The 21,323-nt window shown below is 60.6% G+C and carries 13 protein-coding genes; 4 read left to right on the top strand and 9 right to left on the bottom strand.

Features of this window, described 5'->3' with window-relative positions:
* The first annotated feature begins 63 nt into the window (after positions 1 to 63).
* Positions 64 to 1,305 carry a hypothetical protein gene (locus tag HU755_RS15090; protein WP_186633929.1) on the top strand — a complete coding sequence of 414 codons (1,242 nt, stop codon included), beginning with the start codon at positions 64 to 66 and terminating at the stop codon, positions 1,303 to 1,305.
* Here HU755_RS15090 and HU755_RS15085 read toward each other — a convergent pair.
* Both HU755_RS15085 and HU755_RS15080 read right to left on the bottom strand, forming a co-directional pair.
* The gene (locus HU755_RS15085; protein WP_186633926.1) at positions 1,302 to 4,466 is read right to left on the bottom strand and encodes a transglycosylase domain-containing protein; all 3,165 of its coding nucleotides are present in this window, start codon (positions 4,464 to 4,466) and stop codon (positions 1,302 to 1,304) included. The genes HU755_RS15090 and HU755_RS15085 overlap by 4 nt on opposite strands.
* Before the next feature lie 825 nt (positions 4,467 to 5,291).
* Positions 5,292 to 5,750 (bottom strand): transposase, encoded by a 459-nt coding sequence (locus HU755_RS15080; protein ID WP_186633923.1) that lies wholly within the window; start codon positions 5,748 to 5,750, stop codon positions 5,292 to 5,294.
* A 472-nt stretch (positions 5,751 to 6,222) separates the two neighbouring features.
* On the opposite strand from HU755_RS15080, the gene HU755_RS15075 reads away from it, so the two are divergent.
* A complete protein-coding gene (locus HU755_RS15075; RefSeq protein WP_186633920.1) occupies positions 6,223 to 7,644 on the top strand; it encodes an amino acid permease in 1,422 nt (473 codons plus the stop codon).
* Positions 7,645 to 7,747: 103 nt separating this feature from the next.
* Here the strand turns inward: HU755_RS15075 and HU755_RS15070 are convergent, their stop codons facing one another.
* A complete protein-coding gene (locus HU755_RS15070; RefSeq protein WP_186633917.1) occupies positions 7,748 to 9,367 on the bottom strand; it encodes an FMN-binding glutamate synthase family protein in 1,620 nt (539 codons plus the stop codon).
* Positions 9,368 to 9,536: 169 nt separating this feature from the next.
* Complete coding sequence (locus HU755_RS15065) at positions 9,537 to 10,337, bottom strand: LuxR C-terminal-related transcriptional regulator (protein ID WP_186633915.1); 801 nt, start codon at positions 10,335 to 10,337, stop codon at positions 9,537 to 9,539.
* A gap of 125 nt (positions 10,338 to 10,462) precedes the next feature.
* Between HU755_RS15065 and HU755_RS15060 the strand changes: the two genes are divergently transcribed.
* Both HU755_RS15060 and HU755_RS15055 read left to right on the top strand, forming a co-directional pair.
* Entirely contained in the window at positions 10,463 to 11,284 is an 822-nt protein-coding gene (locus tag HU755_RS15060) for a carbon-nitrogen hydrolase family protein (RefSeq protein WP_186633912.1), read from the top strand.
* A gap of 277 nt (positions 11,285 to 11,561) precedes the next feature.
* Positions 11,562 to 12,887 carry an APC family permease gene (locus tag HU755_RS15055; RefSeq protein ID WP_186633909.1) on the top strand — a complete coding sequence of 442 codons (1,326 nt, stop codon included), beginning with the start codon at positions 11,562 to 11,564 and terminating at the stop codon, positions 12,885 to 12,887.
* 7 nt (positions 12,888 to 12,894) lie between these two features.
* Here the strand turns inward: HU755_RS15055 and HU755_RS15050 are convergent, their stop codons facing one another.
* The 5 genes from HU755_RS15050 to HU755_RS15030 are packed head-to-tail and all read right to left on the bottom strand — an operon-like array spanning position 12,895 to position 21,194.
* The gene (locus tag HU755_RS15050; RefSeq protein ID WP_186633906.1) at positions 12,895 to 14,298 is read right to left on the bottom strand and encodes an ATP-binding protein; all 1,404 of its coding nucleotides are present in this window, start codon (positions 14,296 to 14,298) and stop codon (positions 12,895 to 12,897) included.
* Entirely contained in the window at positions 14,295 to 16,109 is a 1,815-nt protein-coding gene (locus HU755_RS15045; protein WP_186633903.1) for a DAHL domain-containing protein, read from the bottom strand. The genes HU755_RS15050 and HU755_RS15045 overlap by 4 nt, the downstream gene beginning before the upstream one ends.
* On the bottom strand, positions 16,106 to 17,071 hold the full coding sequence (locus HU755_RS15040) for a cytochrome-c peroxidase (protein ID WP_238350000.1): 966 nt from the start codon (positions 17,069 to 17,071) through the stop codon (positions 16,106 to 16,108). Before HU755_RS15040 ends, HU755_RS15045 begins: the two co-directional genes overlap by 4 nt.
* Positions 17,068 to 18,942, bottom strand: a complete 1,875-nt coding sequence (locus HU755_RS15035; RefSeq protein ID WP_186633897.1) for a bifunctional diguanylate cyclase/phosphodiesterase — start codon at positions 18,940 to 18,942, stop codon at positions 17,068 to 17,070. Before HU755_RS15035 ends, HU755_RS15040 begins: the two co-directional genes overlap by 4 nt.
* The gene (locus tag HU755_RS15030; RefSeq protein WP_186633894.1) at positions 18,939 to 21,194 is read right to left on the bottom strand and encodes an EAL domain-containing protein; all 2,256 of its coding nucleotides are present in this window, start codon (positions 21,192 to 21,194) and stop codon (positions 18,939 to 18,941) included. Before HU755_RS15030 ends, HU755_RS15035 begins: the two co-directional genes overlap by 4 nt.
* Between the last annotated feature and the right edge of the window lie 129 nt (positions 21,195 to 21,323).

Genomic DNA, 21,323 nt, shown 5'->3' with positions numbered 1-21,323 from the left:
CCCGGCCAGCCTGAAAGCGTACTGTTTTTTGTTCAACTCCAAGACACCGAGAGAGTGAATCCTGTGGCGAATTCCATTTCGAAATCCCGACCATGGGCGGGTTTGCTGCTGGCGCTGTGGGCCGCTACCGCCGCAGCGGAAGTGCATGACATCGAAGCCACTTTCGAGCCGGACTTTGCCAATCCTCAGCGCAATCAGTTCAAGAACCAGACACCGTCCGAAGGGTTCTGCCGTCAGTTGCCGGCGACCTGTGAATCGTTGGGGCTTTTCAGCCTTATCGCGCAAATACCGTTCACGGCCAATGCGCCGATTGAGGCCAACCACTCCGACCCGCGCAAGGGCGGGATGGCCAAGGTGCCATCCGAGTGGCGCGATGTCATGGTCACCCATGCTTCCGGCGACACCCATCGTGTCCAGTTAAGGATTGCCGGTATAGGACATGAGACCGCTTTACCGCGTCCGGTCAGGGAACTGACCGGCGGAGCATGGTGGGATCAATTGTGGGAAGGCGGGGCCTGGGTTTACGCACCTGCCCCGTGTCTGGGCGTCGGCCGGTCGACGGCCGGTGAATACGGCTACAACAGTTTCTGGCGAGTCCCGGAGGGCGCCGGGGTTTGTAGTAAACAGGCGAAGTTCCAGATTCCGATGTCGATGCGCTATCTCTACTTCGTTTACGGCTATGAATTGCGCACCCCCGATCCCTTGAAAATGGAGGCCGGAACCTATACCGGATCGATCAGCTACACCGTCGGCCCAAACATGGATTTCGACATGGGCGACGTGATGATTCCGGCCGACCCGCTGCTGACTCTCAATTTCAGCCTGAAAGTCACACACACCATGAAGGTCGACATTCCGCCCGGCGGCAATCGTGTGGTGCTGGAACCTGCGGGCGGCTGGCAATCCTGGTTGAATCAGGGCCGCAAGCCGACGCGTTTGCTGCGTGACCAGACGTTCAATATCTCGGCGTCGAGCCGTTTCAAAATGAACCTGCAATGCCAGTACTACAGCAACAACACCTGTGCTTTGTGGGAATCGACCTCCGGCCACTCGGCGCCGCTGGAGGTCAGTGTGACGTTGCCCAACGGCCTGACGGATGGTGCCGGCCAGCCGGTCAACCGCCGTCGGTTGTTGCGTGATGGCAGCGGCACGGAGTTGTTCCAACCGGGTTTTTATCTGGATCGCAAGGTCGGCACTTTGCACTTCGAGGTCGCGCAGGATGCGGTGGATGAAATGATCAAGCCCGGCACTGCCCGAAGCTATTCGGGCAGTGTCACGGTGATCTGGGATTCGGAGGTGGGTTAGCGGAGTGAGTCTTCGCGGCCATGCCATTCGGATTCAGCCGTTGCCGCCATCGTTACCTGAGTATTTGCAGCAGGCCGGCATTGCGAGTCGCTGCCCGGTTGCAGGTAGGGCGTGAGGATCGGCGCCATGCCCTTGAGCACCTGTGTGGGCAGGGCCGAGGTGAATTTGAAGGTCTCCGCCGAGCGCCCCGGCACGAACGCGGTGAGAGTGCCGAAATGGTGATCGCCGATGTAGAACACGAAGGTCGCGGTGCGGTTGATCGACTTCGAACTGAGGATTCTGCCGCCCGATCCGATGGCCTGTATGCGGTTATCACCGGTGCCCGTTTTGCCACCCATGGCCAATGGCGTGCCATCAGCCAGTTTGAAACTGCCGGAAACACGTTTGGCGGTACCGGCATCAACAACCTGTGAAAGCGCTTCACGCATGGCCCTGGCGACTTCGACCGGCATCACGCGCTTGCCGACATGCGGGTCGTTGACCAGGCGGGTTTCATAAGGCGTGCCGGCAGCAAAATGCAGGCTGTCGATGCGCAGCGTGGGCAGGCGCACACCGTCATTGAGAATCGTGCCGATCAGTTCGGCCAGTGCCGCTGGGCGGTCGCCGGAGCTGCCGATGGCGGTGGCGAGTGACGGCACCAAGTGGTCGAACGGATAACCGACGCTCTGCCAGCGCTGGTGAATCTCAAGAAAGGCTTCGATTTCCAGCATGGTGCGGATCCGGCTGTCGCGTGCGCCCTTGTGCTTGCTCTTGAACAGCCAGCTGTAGACTTCCTGGCGCTCGAAGTGGCTGGCTTTGACGATCTGGCTGAACGTCGCGTCCGGATGGTTGAGCAGGTAGCCCATCAGCCACAGATCCAGTGGATGCACCTTGGCGATGAAGCCCTGATCCGGTAGGTCGTAGCTGCCCGGGCCGTAGGAGTCGTAAAGCCTGATCAGGCGATCGTCGGTGAGTTTTTCGTTGAGTTTGCTGCCCTTCAGGTGCGAGCGGACAAAACTGTTGAAGTCTTTCTGATCGGCTTCGGGCAGCAGGTAGCGATGCACGGCGGCCAGGCGGATCGGCGTCGGGCGCATGCCGTCGAGGAAGGTCTCCAGTCGCGCCTGGGTGTCCTTGTTCCGGTACTTTTTCCAGAACTTGAGCAGGAACGAGGTGCCCTCGCGGTCGGCAAAACTGGCCAGGTATTCCTGACGGCGCGGGTCGCGGTCGTCCTTGAGCAGTTCGGCACTGCTGTTGGGGCCGGAGTAGGTGACGTAGCGCACCACGTCGCGCATCAGGCGAATGAACGGAAGGTTGATCGACTCGCGCAGGGCATCGCGCAGGGTCGGCAGACGGCCGTTGTCCTCTTTGCGAAAGTTATTGAAGGTGTGCAAGCCACCGCCGGTAAAAAACGCCTCGCCGGGACTCGCCGAGTATTTGCGGTCCAGCGCTGCGCCAAGCATCTTCGACAGGTCGTGGTCCTTGTTCTGGATCAGGTAATCGAGGACCCAGCGGCTCAGGCGATCCTGCTCGGGAATCTCGACTTTTTTCAGTTCCGGCACGCCCATGGTGGCGTACTTGTCGTGCAGTTCGGCAATGATTTGCAGGTAGGTGGTCAGCACGCGCATTTTTGCCGTCGAGCCCAGTTCCAGTTTGCTGCCTTCGTTGATGTCGAACGGCTGGTCGGTGCTATCGGTCTGCACGCGTACGCGGGAGCCGTCCGGGGTCAGCTCGAACAGGGTGAAGCTGTAGCGCACCTGGGTGGTGCTGGTCGGGGTCAGCAGGCGTTCGCCGAGCAGACCGATTTCGGCGGCGTAGGCCGGGTCGGCGAGTTTTTTCAAGTAGACGGTGGCCTGGCTCTGCAAGTCGCCTTGCAGGGTGCTGGTGGCGGAAAGGTCGAGGCGATCGAGGTCATACAGCGGCCGGTTGAGCATGCTCGCCAGGCGGCTGCGGGCGACGCTGATGCCTTTGTTGGTTTCAATCGGCTGCATCGTCGGCTGGGTCTGCCAGTCGCGGTAGCTGACGGTGCTGGCCAGGGCGGCGTCGGCCAGTGCGCTGTCGATCACGCCGTTCTGCTTGAGCAGGCGCAGGTGGCTGTCGGTGAGGTTGGCGAGCTCCTCGCGGCCCTTGGTCAGGTAGTGCGAAGGGCGGCGCTGGGCGATCATCAGCGAGAGCATTTCGCGCAGGGCCAGGCCTTTGGCGGCCATGCTTTGCGGATCGGTGGCCGGGCTGTTGAGTTGTTCGTTGGCCTTGTTGAAGTCGCTGCCATACCAGACCCGCAACCCTTCGGCCATGCCGTGCACTTCACCATGCCCCGGCACCGCCGACAGTGGCACGCTGTTGAGGTAGTCGCGCACAACGTTCTGTCGGGCGCCGAGGGTTTGCGGGCCATCCTGATAGGCGCGCACGCTGGCGGAGATCATCTGGCGAATCTTTTCGGCGCCCGACACGGTCAAGCCATCCGGTGAATGCCGGTACTTTTCCAGTTGCGTCGCCAGCGTACTGCCACCGGCCGACTGTCCCGGCAGGCGCAGCAACTTCGCCACCTGCGACCACGCGGCCATGCCAAAGCGCGGCCAGTCCACCGCCGGGTTGGCCAACGGTTGTTTCGGGTCGAGCAGAAAGCGGTTTTCGATGAACAACAGGCTGTTGACCACCACCGGCGGAATCGCCGCGAAGCTGGCGTACAGCTGTTGCGGATAGTTGTATTGGTACAACGGCGCGGCGCGGCAATCGGTGATCGACAACCCGGCCTGAATCTTTTCGGAGTAGGGCACGAACAGGCCCTTGTCGGTGTAGCTGAGCAGAGCCGGGGAAAAACGTGTCTGCTCGGTAATCACATAATTGCGTTTGAGCAGCCGCGGCAGAAATTCGTCGAGCGAGCTGTAGCCAAGCCGCAGATCGAACGGCCCGTTGCCTGGATAACGAATCGCTTCGCTGGGGCCGGGTTCAAGCTTGTAAGTCAGCGAAGCGGCGTACTGGCTCAATTCCCGGGACTGAAAACGCGAGGTGCGCATTTCCTTGGACGCAGCCAACCCCACGACGACCGCAATGATCACCAGCAACAACCAGAAAGCCTTCCACCCATGCCGGTGACGGCGGGTTTTTTCAGGAATAGGCGCTTCATCCACACGTTCAGTCGGAACCACAGTTTTACTCGAATCGGTTTGCCACAAAGCGCCCATAGTCGACTGATCCATTCACGCAGATTGATCGGACTTGTCTGAAGCTTAGACGGTGGTTGGCGCGGGTGAAAAAAATGTGAAGGGCGGGGGAGGCGGATTATCTGAATAAAACTGGAACGAACAATTGAACGTAACGATGTATGGATTTATGCAACGAGCCGGTTTTCTCCGTCATGTGAAGATTCACCGCGGCGAGGGGATTTATCCCCGCTGGGCAGCGAAGCGGCCCCAAATCCTGGCAGCAGCGTTTTTGCAGGCACACCGCGTGTAGGGGAGTTGCGACTGCTTCGCAGCCGAGCGGGGATAAATCCCCTCGCCACAGAGATGCAGTGCCGCTCAACGCCTCCAGGCATCTCAAGGTGCTGTCGGTGTGACAAGAGGATTTATGCAACGAGCCGGTTTCGTCGTCATGTGAAAATTCACCGTGGCGAGGGGATTTATCCCCGCTGGGCAGCGAAGCGGCCCCGAATCCTGGCAGCAGCGTTTGTGCAGGCACACCGCGTGTAGGGAAGTTGCGACTGCTTCGCAGCCGAGCGGGGATAAATCCCCTCGCCACAGAGATGCAGTGCCGCTCAACGCCTCCAGGCATCTCAAGGTGCTGTCGGTGTGACAAGAGGATTTATGCAACGAGCCGGTTTCGTCGTCATGTGAAAATTCACCGTGGCGAGGGGATTTATCCCCGCTGGGCAGCGAAGCGGCCCCGAATCCTGGCAGCAGCGTTTGTGCAGGCACACCGCGTGTAGGGAAGTTGCGACTGCTTCGCAGCCGAGCGGGGATAAATCCCCTCGCCACAATAAATTCACTTATTGCAGAGAGCTGTTGCGCTCATAGCCAGCAGGCATCCCAAAGCGGGTAGTCACCGATTTTATCGACCAGTCCGGCTCGCAAGGGATTATTGATGAGGTAGCGGGCGAATGGCTCCCAGTCTTCGCCGTCACGGATCGCGCGGTCATGGTAGCCGGATTGCCACAGCGGTCCGTGACGTCCGGTTTTTCTGTTGACCGCGTGCGTGCAGCGAGCCTTGATAGCGCCAATGACTTCGCCAAGTGAGCCGCTTTGCAACTGCATCAACCAATGAAAGTGGTCGGGCATGACAACCCAGGCGATGGATTGCGCGACACCTAGCTCATGAACCCGGCGCAACTCTGCAACCAATAATCGGCCTGTTTGCCAATCTGAAAATACGGGCCGGCGCTTGTGGATAACAGCGGTGATGAAATAGGCACGCCCCTTTTCAGAGAATCGACCTTGGCGTAGACGGTGGGAATTGGGACGGACTGGCACGTGAGCTTCCTTGCTTGTGTTCCTGGCTTCTCCAAAGGTTAGTGGTTGATTGCTTTGGTTGGCGCTGCAACCGTTGAGTGAAATTTCTGAATCCGCTGGGCGATTTATCGGTGATGAAGCGCAAGGAGAGACACAGCACAGTGAATCAAATGCACTGGGCCTGAGACATGACGCTGCACCATTGCTGTGCAATACTCGGCGCCTTTTTCAGTGGCGAGTCTTCCTACGCAAGGCAGGTAATGCCTTCCGCAAACCGCACTTGTGCCCAGAGTTGTCACTGAATGTTGTGGTTTATAGAGTGAAAAGACCTGCCAAAGGCTTTTTATACTGCACGCCCCGCTGATCTTTCAGGTTGCCCTGCAAGACGCGTCTGCCCACGAAGCCGACGCGGTTTCCTGCCCAGCCAAGGCCTATCGGCCGACGCTTCGAGACCCGGTGGTCATATCCAATAACAAAACGAGGTTGCACCCTTATGCCAGTCGGCAATCATCTGCCTCACGGCGAAACCGCTCAGGGCGGTCCGCTCAAACGCGAACTCGGCGAACGGCATATTCGCCTGATGGCGCTCGGTGCCTGTATCGGCGTCGGTCTGTTCCTGGGTTCGGCCAAGGCCATTGAAATGGCCGGCCCGGCAATCATGCTGTCCTACATCCTCGGCGGTCTGGCGATCCTGGTGATCATGCGCGCCCTCGGCGAGATGGCGGTGCACAACCCGGTGGCCGGTTCGTTCAGCCGCTACGCTCAGGATTATCTCGGCCCGCTGGCCGGTTTTCTCACCGGCTGGAACTACTGGTTCCTGTGGCTGGTAACCTGCGTCGCGGAAATCACCGCGGTGGCGGTGTACATGGGCATCTGGTTTCCCGATGTGCCGCGCTGGATCTGGGCCCTCGCGGCGCTGATCAGCATGGGCTCGATCAACCTGATCGCGGTCAAGGCCTTCGGTGAATTCGAGTTCTGGTTCGCCCTGATCAAGATCGTCACCATCATTGCCATGGTCATTGGCGGCGTCGGCATCATCGCCTTCGGTTTCGGCAATGGCGGCGTGGCGCTGGGGATTTCCAACCTGTGGGCGCACGGCGGCTTCATGCCCAACGGCGTAACGGGCGTGCTGATGTCCCTGCAAATGGTAATGTTCGCCTACCTCGGCGTCGAGATGATCGGTTTGACCGCCGGCGAAGCGAAGAACCCGCAAAAGACCATTCCTGATGCGATCGGCTCGGTGTTCTGGCGGATTCTGCTGTTCTACGTCGGTGCCTTGTTCGTGATCCTGTCGATCTACCCGTGGAATGAAATCGGCACGCAAGGCAGCCCGTTCGTGATGACGTTCGAGCGCCTGGGCATCAAGACCGCCGCCGGCATCATCAACTTCGTGGTGATCACCGCAGCGCTGTCTTCGTGCAACGGCGGCATCTTCAGCACCGGCCGCATGCTTTACAGCCTGGCGCAGAACGGCCAGGCCCCGGCCGGTTTTGCCAGGACATCGAACAATGGCGTGCCGCGTCGTGCGCTGTTGCTGTCGATTGCGGTGTTGCTGCTGGGTGTAGTGCTCAACTATCTGGTACCGGAAAAAGTCTTCGTCTGGGTCACTTCGATTGCCACCTTCGGTGCGATCTGGACTTGGGTGATGATCCTGCTCGCCCAACTGAAGTTTCGCAAAGGCCTGAGCGTCAGCGAACGTGCCGGCCTCAAATACAAAATGTGGCTGTACCCGGTCAGCTCGTACTTCGCCCTGGCGTTTCTGGTGCTGGTGGTCGGCCTGATGGCCTACTTCCCGGACACCCGCGTGGCGCTGTATGTAGGGCCGGCGTTTCTGGTGCTGCTGACGGTGTTGTTCTATGTGTTCAAGTTGCAACCGACTCAGGTGTCGCAAGACACGGCGCGTTCGGTTTCGTAACGTTCAATCGCTGAAAACAGAAAAGCCCCGGTCGTGAGTGAGACCGGGGCTTTTTCGTGAGCGCTGCACAGCGGGGAAAACCAGTGTCAGCACATTGCCAGCCTCACGCGGCTGCCACCTCATTCGGTTCAAAACTGTCCGCCCGCGCCATCTGCCACATCCGCGAATAAAACTCGCCGTTCACTTCCCCACTGAGCAATTCCCCCGGTTTCAAAAACACATGCAACTGCGAAAACAACTTGATCTCGGTCGCCGACATACGCCGCACCAGATGCTTGGCCGAGAGCTGCGACGGATGCTCGAGCCCGGCCGCTGCAAGCATTTCAGCCAAGGCCTTGAGCGTGCTGCGATGGAAGTTGTAAACCCGCTGGGCCTTGTCCGGCACCACCAGGGCGCGTTGGCGCAACGCATCCTGAGTCGCCACGCCGGTCGGGCATTTATTGGTGTGGCACGACTGCGACTGAATGCAGCCAATGGCGAACATGAAGCCGCGCGCAGAGTTGGCCCAGTCGGCGCCGATGGCCAGCACGCTGGCGATGTCGAAGGCGCTGACGATCTTGCCGCTGGCGCCGAGTTTGATCTTGTCGCGCAGGTTCAGGCCGACCAGGGTGTTGTGCACGAACAGCAGGCCTTCGCGCATCGGCACGCCGATGTGGTCGGTGAATTCCACCGGTGCGGCGCCGGTGCCGCCTTCCTTGCCATCGACAACGATAAAGTCCGGAAGAATGCCGGTCTCGAGCATGGCCTTGGCGATGCCCATGAACTCCCATGGATGGCCGAGGCAGAATTTGAAACCCACCGGTTTTCCGCCCGACAGCTCACGCAGTTGCTGGATGAACTGCATCATTTCGATGGGCGTGGAAAACGCGCTGTGGCGTGACGGCGAGACACAGTCTTCGCCCATCAGGATGCCGCGGGTGTCGGCAATCTCTCGGGTGACCTTGTGCTTGGGCAGGATGCCGCCGTGGCCGGGTTTTGCGCCTTGGCTCATCTTGATTTCAATCATTCGCACCTGCGGATTCTGCGCCTGGACGGCGAAGCGTTCCGGGTCGAAACGGCCGTCGCTGGTGCGGCAACCAAAGTAGCCGCTGCCCAGTTCCCAGGTCAGGTCGCCGCCGTGTTCGCGGTGATACGGGCTGATGCTGCCTTCGCCGGTGTCGTGGGCGAAATTACCAAGCTTGGCGCCCTGGTTCAGCGCGCGAATGGCATTGGCGCTGAGTGAGCCGAAGCTCATTGCCGAAATGTTGAAGATCGACGCCGAGTACGGCTGCGTGCACTGCGGCCCGCCGACGGTGACACGGAAACCGTTCGGGTCGCTCAACGGCGCCGGGCGCATCGAGTGGCCGATGAATTCGAAGCCGGACTGATAGACATCGATCAGCGTGCCGAAGGGTTTGTCGGCGGTTTCGTTCTTGGCGCGCGAGTACACCAGCGAGCGCTGGGCGCGGGAGAAGGGCAGGGCATCGCTGTCGGATTCGAGCAGGTATTGGCGAATCTCCGGGCGGATGCCCTCGACCAGATAACGGATATTGCCCAGGATCGGATAGTTGCGGCGCACCGCGTGGCGCGTCTGCACCAGGTCGAAGAGGCCAAGCAGGCTCAGCACAGCGGTGACGGCGGTGATCGGCCACAGCCAGTCATGTTCAAGAAAAGGCAGGCTGGCGAGGGTGAAAATCACACAGGCAGCAAAGAAGGCGTAGCGGCTCAGCAGCGACAGGCTCATACGGTTTCCTTGGTTCGGACTCGAATATTCAGCGAAGATTTTGGGATATACACATTCCCCTGTAGGAGTGAGCCTGCTCGCGATAGCGGTATATCAGCTACAAAAGTTTCGCTGACCTGGCGCCATCGCGAGCAGGCTCACTCCTACAAAAGGCAACAATACCCGGCGCTCAGGCGTTCTGCGCCTGCAGAAAAATCGAAAACAGCTCGGACTGGGACTTGATCCCCAGCTTGCTGTACATGTGTTTCTTATGGACTTTCACGGTTTCCACGGAGATTTCCAGCTTACGGGCGATTTCTTTACTGGAGCAACCGCTGAGCATCAAGCGCCCGACGTCCAGCTCGCGCGCGGTCAATTGTGCGCCCTTGAGCTGTTGCACCGACGCTTCCAGTTGCACCCGCCAGTCTGTCTGCGCAGGCGCGGCGGCGAGGGCCACGGTTTCGTTGATCTCGTATGGCAGGCGTTGGCGCAACAGACCCAGCACCCATGGCTGAATCAAAGACAGCAAAGCGATCTGTTCGCCAGTGAAACGTTTTTCACTGCCCAGCGACAGGCACAGCGTGCGCTCGCCTTCGAGCTGGCAATTGAACTGGATTTCGTCGGCCACCACATTCAGACGAAAGTATCGCTGGTAATACTCGGTCAGCTCGAAATGCTCCGGCGCGACTTCCGAGAGGCGGTACAGGCCGGTGCGCGATTGCTCGCGGCAGGCGATGTAGAACGGGTCGAGCAGGTACAGACCGCGCAAATAATCCTGAAACAACGGATCAGGACTGCCGTCCTCACCGGGGCATTCGGCGAAGACTTGCGGATGCTGGTCGGCACTGAACAGCAGCACCACCCAGCTATCGAACACCACGTACTGCTCGAGCAGACGCACCAGTTGTGCCCAGAAATTCGGCTTGTCGAGTGCGTCGATCAATTGCCCGACGGCGCGGTGCCAAGTGATGTCATTCAACGAAAGTGTCATCGATCTACCCCTATCGGGTTACCCCGGCCGCGTGATTCCCTGGCCGGTTGCTTGCTGCGCATACTGGCCCACAGACAGTCACCGGGCAATCTTTCAAGGCCCGGCGCACATAACAAGGAATGCCCATGAAAGTCGAACTCGCCCAACTGGCGGGCCGTGACCACGACACGGCTTACAACCTCGAACGCGCGCTGGCGGCGATTGCTGCCTGCGCGGCTGATACGCAGATGATCGTATTTCCGGAAACCCACCTGATGGGCTTCCCCAACGCTGAAACCGTGGCGCAGATCGCCGAACCGCTCGACGGCCCGACCGTCAGCGCCGTGCTCGCAGCAGCGCGTGAGCGCGATATAGCGGTGGTCATCGGCATGGCCGAGAGCGACAGCGGGCGCTTCTACAACACCACTTTGCTGATCACCCCCGAAGGCATCGCCCTGAAATACCGCAAGACCCACCTGTGGGCGTCGGATCGTGGCGTATTCGAAGCCGGCGACCGTTACGCCACCTGCGTGTGGAACGGCGTGCGCGTCGGCCTGCTGATCTGCTACGACATCGAATTCCCGGAAACCGCCCGTGCCCTCGCGCAACTGGGGGTGGAATTGCTCATCGTCACCAACGGCAACATGGACCCGTACGGCCCCACCCACCGCACCGCGATCATGGCCCGCGCTCAGGAAAACCAGGCGTTTGCGCTGATGGTCAATCGCGTTGAATCGGGCGATGACGGCCTGGTGTTTGCCGGTGGCAGCGCGCTGGTGGATCCGCTGGGGACGCTGCTGTTCGAGGCCGGACGGGAGGAGGGGCAGTTCAGGGTCGAGCTTGATTTTCAGCAGTTGGCGGTGGCGCGCAAGGATTACCGCTATCTGGATGATCAGCGTCTGAAGTTGCCGGGGGAGAGGGTGGAGAAGGCTTCTGGTGTGCGGGAGCTGCTGATTCCTGCGCGCTGATCCGAATGCTGCGGCGTGCCGGCCGACGTCTTCGCGGGCAAGCCCGCTCCCACAGGGGGGCTGTGCGTACAAAAAATGTGTATTCACTACGGACACTGTCCGATCGTTCCCACGCTCTGCGTGGGAATGCAGCCCGGGACGCTCTGCGTCCCAAGAGCGGACGCAGAGCGTCCATTGAGGCATTCCCACGCAGAGCGTGGGAACGATCAGTCACACCCGACATTTTCGCCGAATCCGGCTCTGCCATAAATCCAATAACATTCGGAGTAAGACGCCCATGGCTCGTTTGCAACGCACCCTTTCGCTAGGGTCGGTGGTGCTGTTTGGCATCGCCTACATGACGCCGATCATTGTCCTCGGCACCTTCGGCATCCTCGCCCAGGCCACTGTCGGCATGGTCCCGGCGGCCTACCTGGCAGCACTGGTGGCGATGTTCTTCACCGCCATGAGTTACGCACGCATGGCCGCCGCTTTCCCGGTGGCCGGCTCGGCTTACAGCTATGTACGCAAGGCAATCAGCCCGAAACTCGGTTTCATTGCCGGGTGGGCGGTGTTGCTCGATTACCTGTTTCTGCCCATGGCCATCTGGTTGATCGGCTCGGCCTACCTGGCTTCGGCGTTCCCGTCGATCCCGCAGTGGATCTGGGTGCTGGCGTTCATCGGCATCACCAGTGCGATCAATATCATCGGCTTGAAACTGGCCAATGGCATCAACGCCTTGCTGATGCTGGTGCAGTTCCTCGTGCTGATCGCGTTCGTTGCGCTGTGCATTCACTACATCGGCGGCGATGCCAGCACGCCGCTATGGTCGATCAAACCGTTCTTCAACGGCGACATGCAGATGCCGCTGATCATGAGCGGCGCGGCGATTGCCTGCTATTCGTTCCTCGGCTTCGACGCGGTCAGTACCCTGACCGAAGAAACCCGCGATCCGCGCCGCACCATTCCCCGGGCGATCATGCTGATCACCCTGATCGGCGGTTTGATCTTCGTCGGCGTCTCGTACTTTGTGCAAATCGCACATCCGTCGTTCCAGTTCGACAGCGTCGATTCGGCAGCCTATGAAATCGCCCGCAACATCGGCGGCGATCTGTTTGTGTCGATCTTCCTCATTGGTCTGATCGTCGGCCAGTTCGCCTCAGGCTTGTCGGCGCAGGCCAGCGGTTCGCGGCTGCTGTTCGCCATGGGCCGAGACGGGGTCTTGCCGAAGTCGTTTTTCGGCACCTTGCACGCGCGCTTCGGTACCCCGGTCAACAGCATTCTGCTGTGCGCGGCAGTGGCGTTGCTGGCGCTGAAACTCGACGTCACCACCTCGACTTCGTTCATTAACTTCGGCGCGTTCCTGGCGTTCAGCCTGGTCAACCTGTCGGTGATTTTCCACTACTGGATCGGCGGCGAGAAAAAAGGTCCGCGCGAGCTGCTGCTGTTTTTGTTCTGCCCGCTGATCGGCCTCGTTGCGGATTTGTGGCTGATGGTCAGCCTCGATCATCTGGCGGTCTGGCTGGGGCTGAGCTGGTTGGCGATTGGCGTGGTGTACCTCGCAGTGCTCACCGGTGGTTTCCGTCGTCAGCCGCCGGAACTGGATTTTCAGGAAGCCGGCTGAATGTGCCTCAAACGGCCAGTCGGTTCTGGCGTATGGGCAGTTCGACACGGAATGTCGTGCCCACGCCCAATTCGCTGCGAACCTGAATATCGCCGCCGTGTTTTTTCACGATGCCGTAAGACAGCGACAGCCCGAGCCCCGTGCCCTGGCCGACCGGTTTGGTGGTGAAGAACGGATCGAAGATTTTCTGCAGCGTGTCCGGCGGAATGCCCGAACCGGTGTCGGCGACTTCGATCCAGACGTTGTCGCCCTCGACGCCGGTGCGCAAGGTAATGGTGCCGCGCTCCGGACCCATGGCCTGCGCGGCGTTGACCACCAGGTTCATGATGACCTGATTGATTTGCGAGGGCAGGCATTCGATGTCCGGCAGAGGCTGGTAATCCTTGACCAGATCGGCCTTGTATTTGAGTTCGCTGGCGACGATGTTCAGGGTCGATTCGATGCCTTGCTGCAGATTCGCCCATTGCCATTGCTGCTGGGTGTCGACGCGGGAGAAGTCTTTCAGGTCCTTGACGATCTGCCCGACCCGGCCGATGCCCTCCTTGGATTCACGGATCAGCAACGGGATGTCTTCAAGGAGAAAATCCAGTTCGGCCGCTTCGCGCTGTTGCTGCAAACGGGCGGCGGACTCGCCGCCCAGGCTTTGGCCGATGCTGTGGTAGGCATCGAACAAGGGGCGCAACTGGTTGAAGTAACCGTCGAGCGTGCCGAGGTTGGAAGAAATGAAGCCGATCGGGTTGTTGATTTCGTGAGCGACCCCCGCCGCCAATTGCCCCAGCGAGGCGAGTTTTTCCGACTGCACCAGTTGCCCTTCCAGTTGTTTGCGCTCGTCGATCTCCCGCTGCAAGTCTTCGCTGGCCTGCTTGAACTGGGCGGTGCGCTGATCGACCAGATGTTCCAGGTGGTGCATCTGCAACGAGGCTCTTTCGGTCATCTGCCATTTGGTCAGCAGCGTGTTGGCCATCTGCTGGACTTCGATGTTGTCGAAGGGTTTTTTCAGGATCAGCAAGCGATCGTGGGCCTGGAGTCGGTCGAGCAGTTCGTCCCAGGAGTAATCCGAATAGGCGGTACACACCACCACCTGTAACTGCGGATCGTGCTGCCAAAGGTGTTCGATGGTTTTCGCGCCATCCCAGCCATCGGGCATGCGCATGTCGACGAACGCCAGTGCATAGGGGCGTTGTTCCTGCAGGGCCTGGATCAGTTTGCCCAGGCCTTCCTCGCCGCCGTAGGCCGAGTCCAGTTCGAACAGCGGCCGCTCGGGCCGGGTCTGGGCGCCAAACAGCGCGGCTTCCATTTCGTCCAGCTCTACCGACTGCGGTGTGGCGGGCATGAGAATCTTGCGAAAATCCTCGTGAATCGACGGCATGTCGTCGATCAGCAGAATGCGGCGGTTCGACAGCTCGCTCATGCGTTCTCCGTGACGGTGATCAAGGGTATCTGCAAGGTGAACAGCGCACCTGTGCCCGGCCCGTCGCTGTGGGCGGTGAGATGGCCGTTCATTTCGATGGCTGCCAGCGCACAGCTGTGCAAGCCGAAGCCGTGGCCTTCCTTGCGGGTGGTAAAACCGTGGGCAAAGATCCGCGTCATGTTCTCGGCGGCGATGCCTTCGCCGTCGTCCTTGACGCTGATTTCGAGAAAGCGCTCATCGACAGTCCTGACGCCCAGGGTCATGGTGCGCGGACGATTGCTCAGGTCCGACATCGCGTATTTGGCGTTGCTGATGAGGTTGATCAGAATCAGCAGCAGACGGTGTTTGTCGCCCATCACTTGCGGCACGTCGTCGTAGGCCTTGACCACGGTGACATGATGCCGGGTCAGCGCGCCGGCGTTCATGCGCAAGGCATCTTCGAGCAACTGATCGATGTACAGCGGCTCGGTCATGCTGCTGGCCCCGGCATAGGACTGCTGGGTAGCGACGATGTCTTTGATGTGGTCGACGCTTTTGCTCATCTGGGTCAACTCGTCGGCCATCTCCTGTTGTTCTTGGGCGATGGCGGTGACCAGTTGATTGAGATAGCCGGGCAGCAGTTTGCCCTTGGCGTCTTCGCTGAGAAATACCCCCAGGTCATCGGGATGGTCATTGATCAACTGCATGGCTTTGCCCAGGCCCTGGGTCTTGCTGCTGCGCAATTTGCGCGCGATCAGGTCAGAAGAAATGTTCACGCTGTTGAGGACGTTGCCGACGTTGTGCAGCACATTGGTCGCAATTTCCGCCATGCCGGCCTGACGGGCCGCGTCGAGCAGTTCGCTCTGGGCATTGCGCAGCTCGCGGGTGCGTTCCTCGACCCGTTGCTCCAGCACATCGTTGGCGGTCTGCAACGCCGCGTTGACCCGGTTGATTTCCGCGAAGCTGCCGATCAGACGGATCGCCAGCCACACCAGCGACAACATCAGCAGCACAGAAAACAGCAGCAGGTAGAAGTGATACTGACGGTCGGTTATCTCGACGCGCCGCTGGTCGCGATCGAGCAGGGTGGTGAGGCTGTCCAGCTGTTCGGCGACGGGGACGGCCTCGATGCTTTCGAGTAACTGATTGACCACCGGCTGCTCCCGGGCAATCAGAGCGATGTGGTTGCTGAGGATTCTGATCGGGGCCTTGAAATCCGCTGGCAGACGTTCGGCGTTAACCGCCAGTTTGTTCAGGCCCAGCTCGATTTCGGCGGCTTTTTCCACAGTGGTGACCTGGGCGTATTCCAGCGTGCTGAGCAGCAGGTCGTAGGTGTCGGTGACGATGTTCTGTTGCTGCAGTTTGTCGAAATCGGACAGCGCGGCGAGTTGCTGCTGAATGTCGTCCTCGGCGGTCGGCAGAAACGCCAGTGAGTTGCGCAGCAGGGCGTTATGCGACTTGAACTGTTCGACCAGGAGGGTCTTTTCCTGCATCGCCTGCAAAAAGGCCTCATGGGCGCCGTTCCATTGCGCCAGGTCGTTGCGACCGTGGCCGGACTCAAGCGAATCGAACTGCGCCCAGAGCCGGTTCATCTCGTTCATCGGCGACACCAGCGGGTCGTAGTTGTGCGAGATCGCTACCCTGGCCTTGAGGATCTCGTTTTCCCACAGCGAGTCCTGCTGCTTGATCTGCCGGATCAGATCCCGCGACTCGGTGTAAGTCATGGTCTGCTCGGAGTTGGACTTGAGGTACAGAAACAGCAGCACCGAGGCCAGCGCCAGGGCTATCAGGGCGAGCAGCAACAGGCTGCGCCGGCGTGAAATGTCGATCATGGCTTGCCCTCCGTCTTGCCGGTCAGGGTCTTGAGAAACTGGATGATCAGGCTTTTGTCTTCAGCGCTGGGCATGCGGCCCAACTGGTACTGGAACATGATATCCACAGCCCGCTCGAGGTCGGGTGCCGAGCCGTCATGGAAGTACGGTGCGGTCAGCGCGACGTTGCGCAGGCTCGGCACTTTGAATACCGCACGATCGGCCTCGTCGGCGGTGACATTGAAACGCCCTTGGTCAGCCGATGTCGGGTTGCCGCGATCGGCGATGTAATCGCCGAACACGCCGAATTTCTGGAACATGTTGCCGCCGATATTCACGCCCTGATGGCAGGCGATGCAGCCGTAATCCTTGAAGCGCTGATAACCCTGTTTTTCCTCATAGCTGATGGCGGAGGTATCGCCCAGCAGGTATTGATCGAAGCGCGAACCGGGGGTCAGCAAGGTGCGTTCGAAGGCGGCCAGCGCCTGCTGGATATTGGCCCGGGTCACGCCGTCCGGGTACGCCGCGGCGAAGTCCCGGCGATAACCGGCGTCGCTGGCAATCCGCTCGATCACGGTCTTCCAGTCGCTGCCCATTTCGTGAGGACTGGTGATGACGATGTTGCTCTGTTCCTCCAGCGTTTCGACGCGACCGTCCCAGAACTGGCGGAAGTTGAGGCTGGCGTTGAATACCGTCGGCGTGTTGACCGCCACGGGTTTGCCGTCGAAGCCCAGTGAGAGCGCTCGGCTGTCGGCACCGTTGTGTTCCAGTTGATGGCAACTGGCGCAGGACAAGGTGTTGTTGACCGATAATCCGGGGTCATGAAACAGCTGTCGTCCGAGGGCCACGCGTCCGGCATCCTGGCGGGGCACCTCGGGCAGCGGTTTGAGCGGCTCGTTCAACGGTTCGGCGATGGCGCTGGCAGCGCCGCCGCTCAGCAGCAGCGCGAGGGCATAGGGCACCAGGCCCGTCGACCGATTCATGGTGCGCTCCACGGTGCACATTCTCCCGATGCCAGCCAGCGGGCGAAGGTATCTGCCGGCAAGGCTTCGCTGAAATAAAACCCTTGGCCTTCTTCACAGTGATGGGCCTTGAGAAAGGCCAGTTGTTCGGCGGTTTCGATCCCTTCGGCGATGACGTTCAACCCCAGGCTCTTGCCCAGGTTGATGATTGCGCTGACCAAGGCGGCGTCGTGACTGTCGCTGCTCAGGCCGCGAATGAACGACTGATCGATCTTCAGCACGTCAATGGGAAAGCGGCGTAGATAACTCAGGCTGGAATAGCCAGTGCCGAAATCGTCGATGGCCAGCCGTGTGCCCAGCGCCTTCAACCGATTGAGCGCGGTCAGGGTGGCCTCGACGTTTTGCATCAGCACACCTTCGGTGATTTCCAGCTCCAGCCATTCGGCGGCCAGGCTGTTTTGTTTCAGCGCCTGTTCGACACCGTCGACGAAGTCGCGTTGGCGAAAATCGATGGGCGAGGTGTTGATTGACAGGCGAATCGGCGGCAGTCCGGCCAGTTGCCATTCGCGCAGCTGACGACAGGCCTCATTCAGCACCCACGTGCTCAACGGCACGATCAGACCAGTGTCCTCGGCCACCGGGATAAATGCCGAGGGATACACCCAGCCATGCCCCGGTTTCTGCCAGCGCACCAGCGCCTCGGCCCCGACCACGCGGGCGCTGCGCAGGTCGACCTTGGGTTGATAGTGCAAGACCAGTTCTTGCGCTTGCAGGGCCCGGCGCAGACCTGATTCGATGCTGTGCTGTTCCCGGGCGTGCTGGTTCATGGCTTCGATGAAAAAGCCGATTTCATCGGGACCGTGTTCCTTGACGTTGCGCATCGCGGTTTCGGCTTTTTTGATCAGCTCGATGGCCTCCAGCCCGTCTTCGGGGTAAACGCTGATGCCCAGGCTGGCGGTAACGCTGACGTCATGCCCGGCAATCGTCTGCGGTGCACGAATGGCCGCGAGCAGTTTTTCTGCGACGCCGTGGGTTTGCTGCGGGTGGTTGATGTCGTTGAGGATCACCACGAATTCGTCGGCGCCGTAGCGAAAGACCGAGTCCGAATCGCGCAGGCAAAGCGTCAATTGCCGCGCGGTGCATTTGAGCATCTCGTCGCCCGCCGGATGGCCCAGGGCATGGTTGATGCGTTTGAAGCGGTCGAGACCGAGAAACATCACCACCAGTTGCTTGTCATGGCGCCGGCAGACCGCCAGCGCCTGACTCAGGCGATCGCCGAGCAGCGTGCTGTTGGGCAGCCCCGTGAGGGCGTCGTATTGCAGCAGGTGCGAGACCTTGAGCAGTTCATGCACCCGCGCCTCGATGGTTTGCTCAAGGGCGAGCATCTTTAATGCCGCGTCCTGCGCCAGTTGCCATTTCCAGGTCAGAGCGTTGGCCATCTGACGGATTTCCAGGCTGTCGAACGGCTTTTTCAAAATCAGCAGTTGATCGCCGAACGCCAGCCGTTCGGCCATGGCTTCCCAGCTGTAATCGCTGTAAGCGGTGCATAAGGCGATTTGCAGGTTCGGATCGACCTGCCAGAGCTGCTCGATGGTCTCCAGACCATCCCAGCCGGGCGGCATGCGCATGTCGATGAAGGCCAGGGCATACGGGGTGCCGGCGGCCAGGGCGCGCTCGACCAGGGCCAGGGCTTCCTGGCCCTGATAGGCAGAATCGAGCTGGAAGGTCAGGTGGGCCGACGGGTGGGTGCCGAACAGCGTCTGTTCCAGTTGCTGCAGATCGGCCGGGTCCTGCGCCTGTGGCGCGAGAATCTTGCGAAAGTCAGCATGGATCGCCGGCGTGTCGTCGATGATCAGAATGCGTCGGTTGGTCTGCGGGAACGGGGTCTTCATGCCTCATTCCCCTTCGGCGGCAATTCGCTGTTGCGCAGCAGTTGCTCCGCCTGTTCGGCGCTGACCGCCTCGCTGAAGTACAACCCCTGCGCGCTGGAAAGTGGCGCTTCGCTCCCCTCAATCAGCGGCGCCTCGGGGGCTGTGTGACCTTCGGTAATGATGCCGATGTCCAGATCCCGGGCGAAGTTGACGATCGCACGCAGGGCGTTGGCGCTGGCCGGATCCCTGCTCGCGCTGTCGATGAACGTCTGAGCCAGTTTGAGGTGATTGACCCGGTAGGTTTTCAGGTAATCGAACGATGAGTACTCGGTGCCGAAGTCATCGATGGCGATGGTCACGCCCAGCTCGCGCAAACGCGGCAACACATCGTTGTGGGTCCACTTGGTCTGCGCCAGCGTGGCCTCGGTGACATCGAAGCGCAGGTCCCACGGCGCGAGTTCCCAGCGTGCGGTGGTGCGCAGTACGTCGTAGATCAGTTCCGGACCGCTTTTGAGTTGCGCCAGGGACAGCTTGATCGCCATCACCGGCGGGGCCACGCCTTCATCGCGCCACAGGCGCATCTGGCGACAGGCTCGGTCGAGGACCCAGCGCCCGAGCGCAATGATCGCGCCGGTGCGTTGCGCCGCCGGCACAAACGCGCTGGCCGGCAGCAGGCCCAGACGCGGATGCTGCCAGACGATCTGCGCCTCCATGCCGAGAATCCGGCGGCTGTGCAGATCCACTTCGGGCGCGTAGTTGAGGGTCAGTTCGTCGCCGTCCAGCGCCGTCAGCAACTCGCTGGCCAGGGTCATGCGTTCAGCCACCTCCCGGGAGATCTCGGCGCAATGGAAGTGATATTGGTTGCGGCCCATTTCCTTGGCGCGGTACAGCGCCATGTCAGCCTGCCCGAGCAGGCTGTCGGGGTCGAGGCTGGCCGCGGTGTAGGTGCTGATGCCGATGCTCACCGACACGTGCAGGGCATTGCCGGCCAGGTGATAGGGCGCCAGCAGCGTGTCGCGGATGTTGTTGGCCATGGCCGCCGATTGGGTCGGGTCGCTGACGTCCAGTTGCACAATCGCGAACTCGTCGCCACCGAGGCGCGCGACCACGTCGTTTTCGCGCACGCTGGCCTTGATGCGCCGGGCGACTTCCTGCAGCAGCAGATCACCCACCGGGTGGCCGAGTGTGTCATTGATCCGCTTGAAGTGGTCCAGGTCCAGATAAAACACCGCGAACGGCGCGGCGCCCCGACGCGCGGCAGCGAAGGCCTGGTGCAGCCGCTCAATCAGCGTCGCGCGATTGGCGAGCCCGGTCAGGCCATCGGAGCGGGCCAGCAAGGCGAGTTTTTCCTCGGCCACGCGGCGCTCGGTGATGTCGAGGATAATCCCCTCGACTTCGAGCAGACGACCGTCATCGTCGCGCACCGGGATATAGCGGTTTTCCACCCAGCGCCAGGTGCCGTCCCCGGTGCGCATACGAAACTCGATCGAAGCGCCCAGCGCGTGCCGGTCAAGGACCCGGGCCATGGCCGCATCGACGCTGGCCTGGTCGTCGGGATGAATCAATGCTTGTGCCCAGTTGGGCGAACGCACCAGTTCTGCCGCCACATGGCCATAACGGGTGATGTTGTGGGAAATGTACATCAGCGGAAACGACGGCTCTCCGCGCAGCCGGTAAAGGATGGTCGGGCTGTTCTGCACAATGATGTTGGCGTCGGACAACTCCCGGGTACGCTCCTCGACGGCTTGCTCCAGCAGGTTCATTTTCAGCGCGGCGTCTTCGGTCATTTGCCATTTGACCGTGAGGGCGCTGGCCATCTGGCGGATCTCGATGGCGTCGAAGGGTTTTTTCAGAATCAGCAGGCGGTCGTTCAGCGCCAGACGCTGGTCGATGTCTTCCCAGGAATAATCGGAATACGCCGTGCACAGCGCGACCTGCAATTTCGGGTCGGCCTGCCACAGCCGTTCGATGGTTTCCAGGCCGTCCCAGCCCGGCGGCATGCGCATGTCGATAAAAGCCATGGCATAGGGCCGCTGATTGGCCAGCGAGGCTTCGATCTTTTCCAGCGCCTGGTGGCCCTGGAACGCCGAATCCAGTTCGAAGCGCAGGGTCGGCGCTGCCGACGGGGTGCCGAACAATAGACTCTCGGTGGCGCCCAGCCCGTCATCGTCAAGCGCGACCGGACTAAGGATCTTGGCGAAGTCCTCATGGATCGACGCACTGTCGTCAACGATGAGTACGCGCCGATTGATCTGCGTAAGTGGCGCGTTCATGCCGTGCTGCTTGCGATTTCATACGCGGTTGTCGTCAAGAGCATCCCTTTCCCTTATTCCCTGGCTTATCAGCGGACGGAACCGTTCACTGTGTTGAGCGTAGTTGGCCGTTCGTCACTTTGCCTGCGT

Source organism: Pseudomonas sp. SWRI111 (assembly GCF_014268555.1).
Classification (GTDB): domain Bacteria; phylum Pseudomonadota; class Gammaproteobacteria; order Pseudomonadales; family Pseudomonadaceae; genus Aquipseudomonas; species Aquipseudomonas hamedanensis.
Note: the sequence above shows the minus strand (reverse complement) of the source record. Positions and strands in the feature narration are given on the sequence as shown.

What these genes read in the sequence shown, in the direction of transcription:
- HU755_RS15085 (WP_186633926.1), bottom strand. Translation starts at nt 4,466, where the DNA reads ATGGGCGCTTTGTGGCAAACCGATTCGAGTAAAACTGTGGTTCCGACT.
- HU755_RS15075 (WP_186633920.1), top strand. Translation starts at nt 6,223, where the DNA reads ATGCCAGTCGGCAATCATCTGCCTCACGGCGAAACCGCTCAGGGCGGT.
- HU755_RS15070 (WP_186633917.1), bottom strand. Translation starts at nt 9,367, where the DNA reads ATGAGCCTGTCGCTGCTGAGCCGCTACGCCTTCTTTGCTGCCTGTGTG.
- HU755_RS15065 (WP_186633915.1), bottom strand. Translation starts at nt 10,337, where the DNA reads ATGACACTTTCGTTGAATGACATCACTTGGCACCGCGCCGTCGGGCAA.
- HU755_RS15060 (WP_186633912.1), top strand. Translation starts at nt 10,463, where the DNA reads ATGAAAGTCGAACTCGCCCAACTGGCGGGCCGTGACCACGACACGGCT.
- HU755_RS15055 (WP_186633909.1), top strand. Translation starts at nt 11,562, where the DNA reads ATGGCTCGTTTGCAACGCACCCTTTCGCTAGGGTCGGTGGTGCTGTTT.
- HU755_RS15050 (WP_186633906.1), bottom strand. Translation starts at nt 14,298, where the DNA reads ATGAGCGAGCTGTCGAACCGCCGCATTCTGCTGATCGACGACATGCCG.
- HU755_RS15045 (WP_186633903.1), bottom strand. Translation starts at nt 16,109, where the DNA reads ATGATCGACATTTCACGCCGGCGCAGCCTGTTGCTGCTCGCCCTGATA.
- HU755_RS15040 (WP_238350000.1), bottom strand. Translation starts at nt 17,071, where the DNA reads ATGAATCGGTCGACGGGCCTGGTGCCCTATGCCCTCGCGCTGCTGCTG.
- HU755_RS15035 (WP_186633897.1), bottom strand. Translation starts at nt 18,942, where the DNA reads ATGAAGACCCCGTTCCCGCAGACCAACCGACGCATTCTGATCATCGAC.
- HU755_RS15030 (WP_186633894.1), bottom strand. Translation starts at nt 21,194, where the DNA reads ATGAACGCGCCACTTACGCAGATCAATCGGCGCGTACTCATCGTTGAC.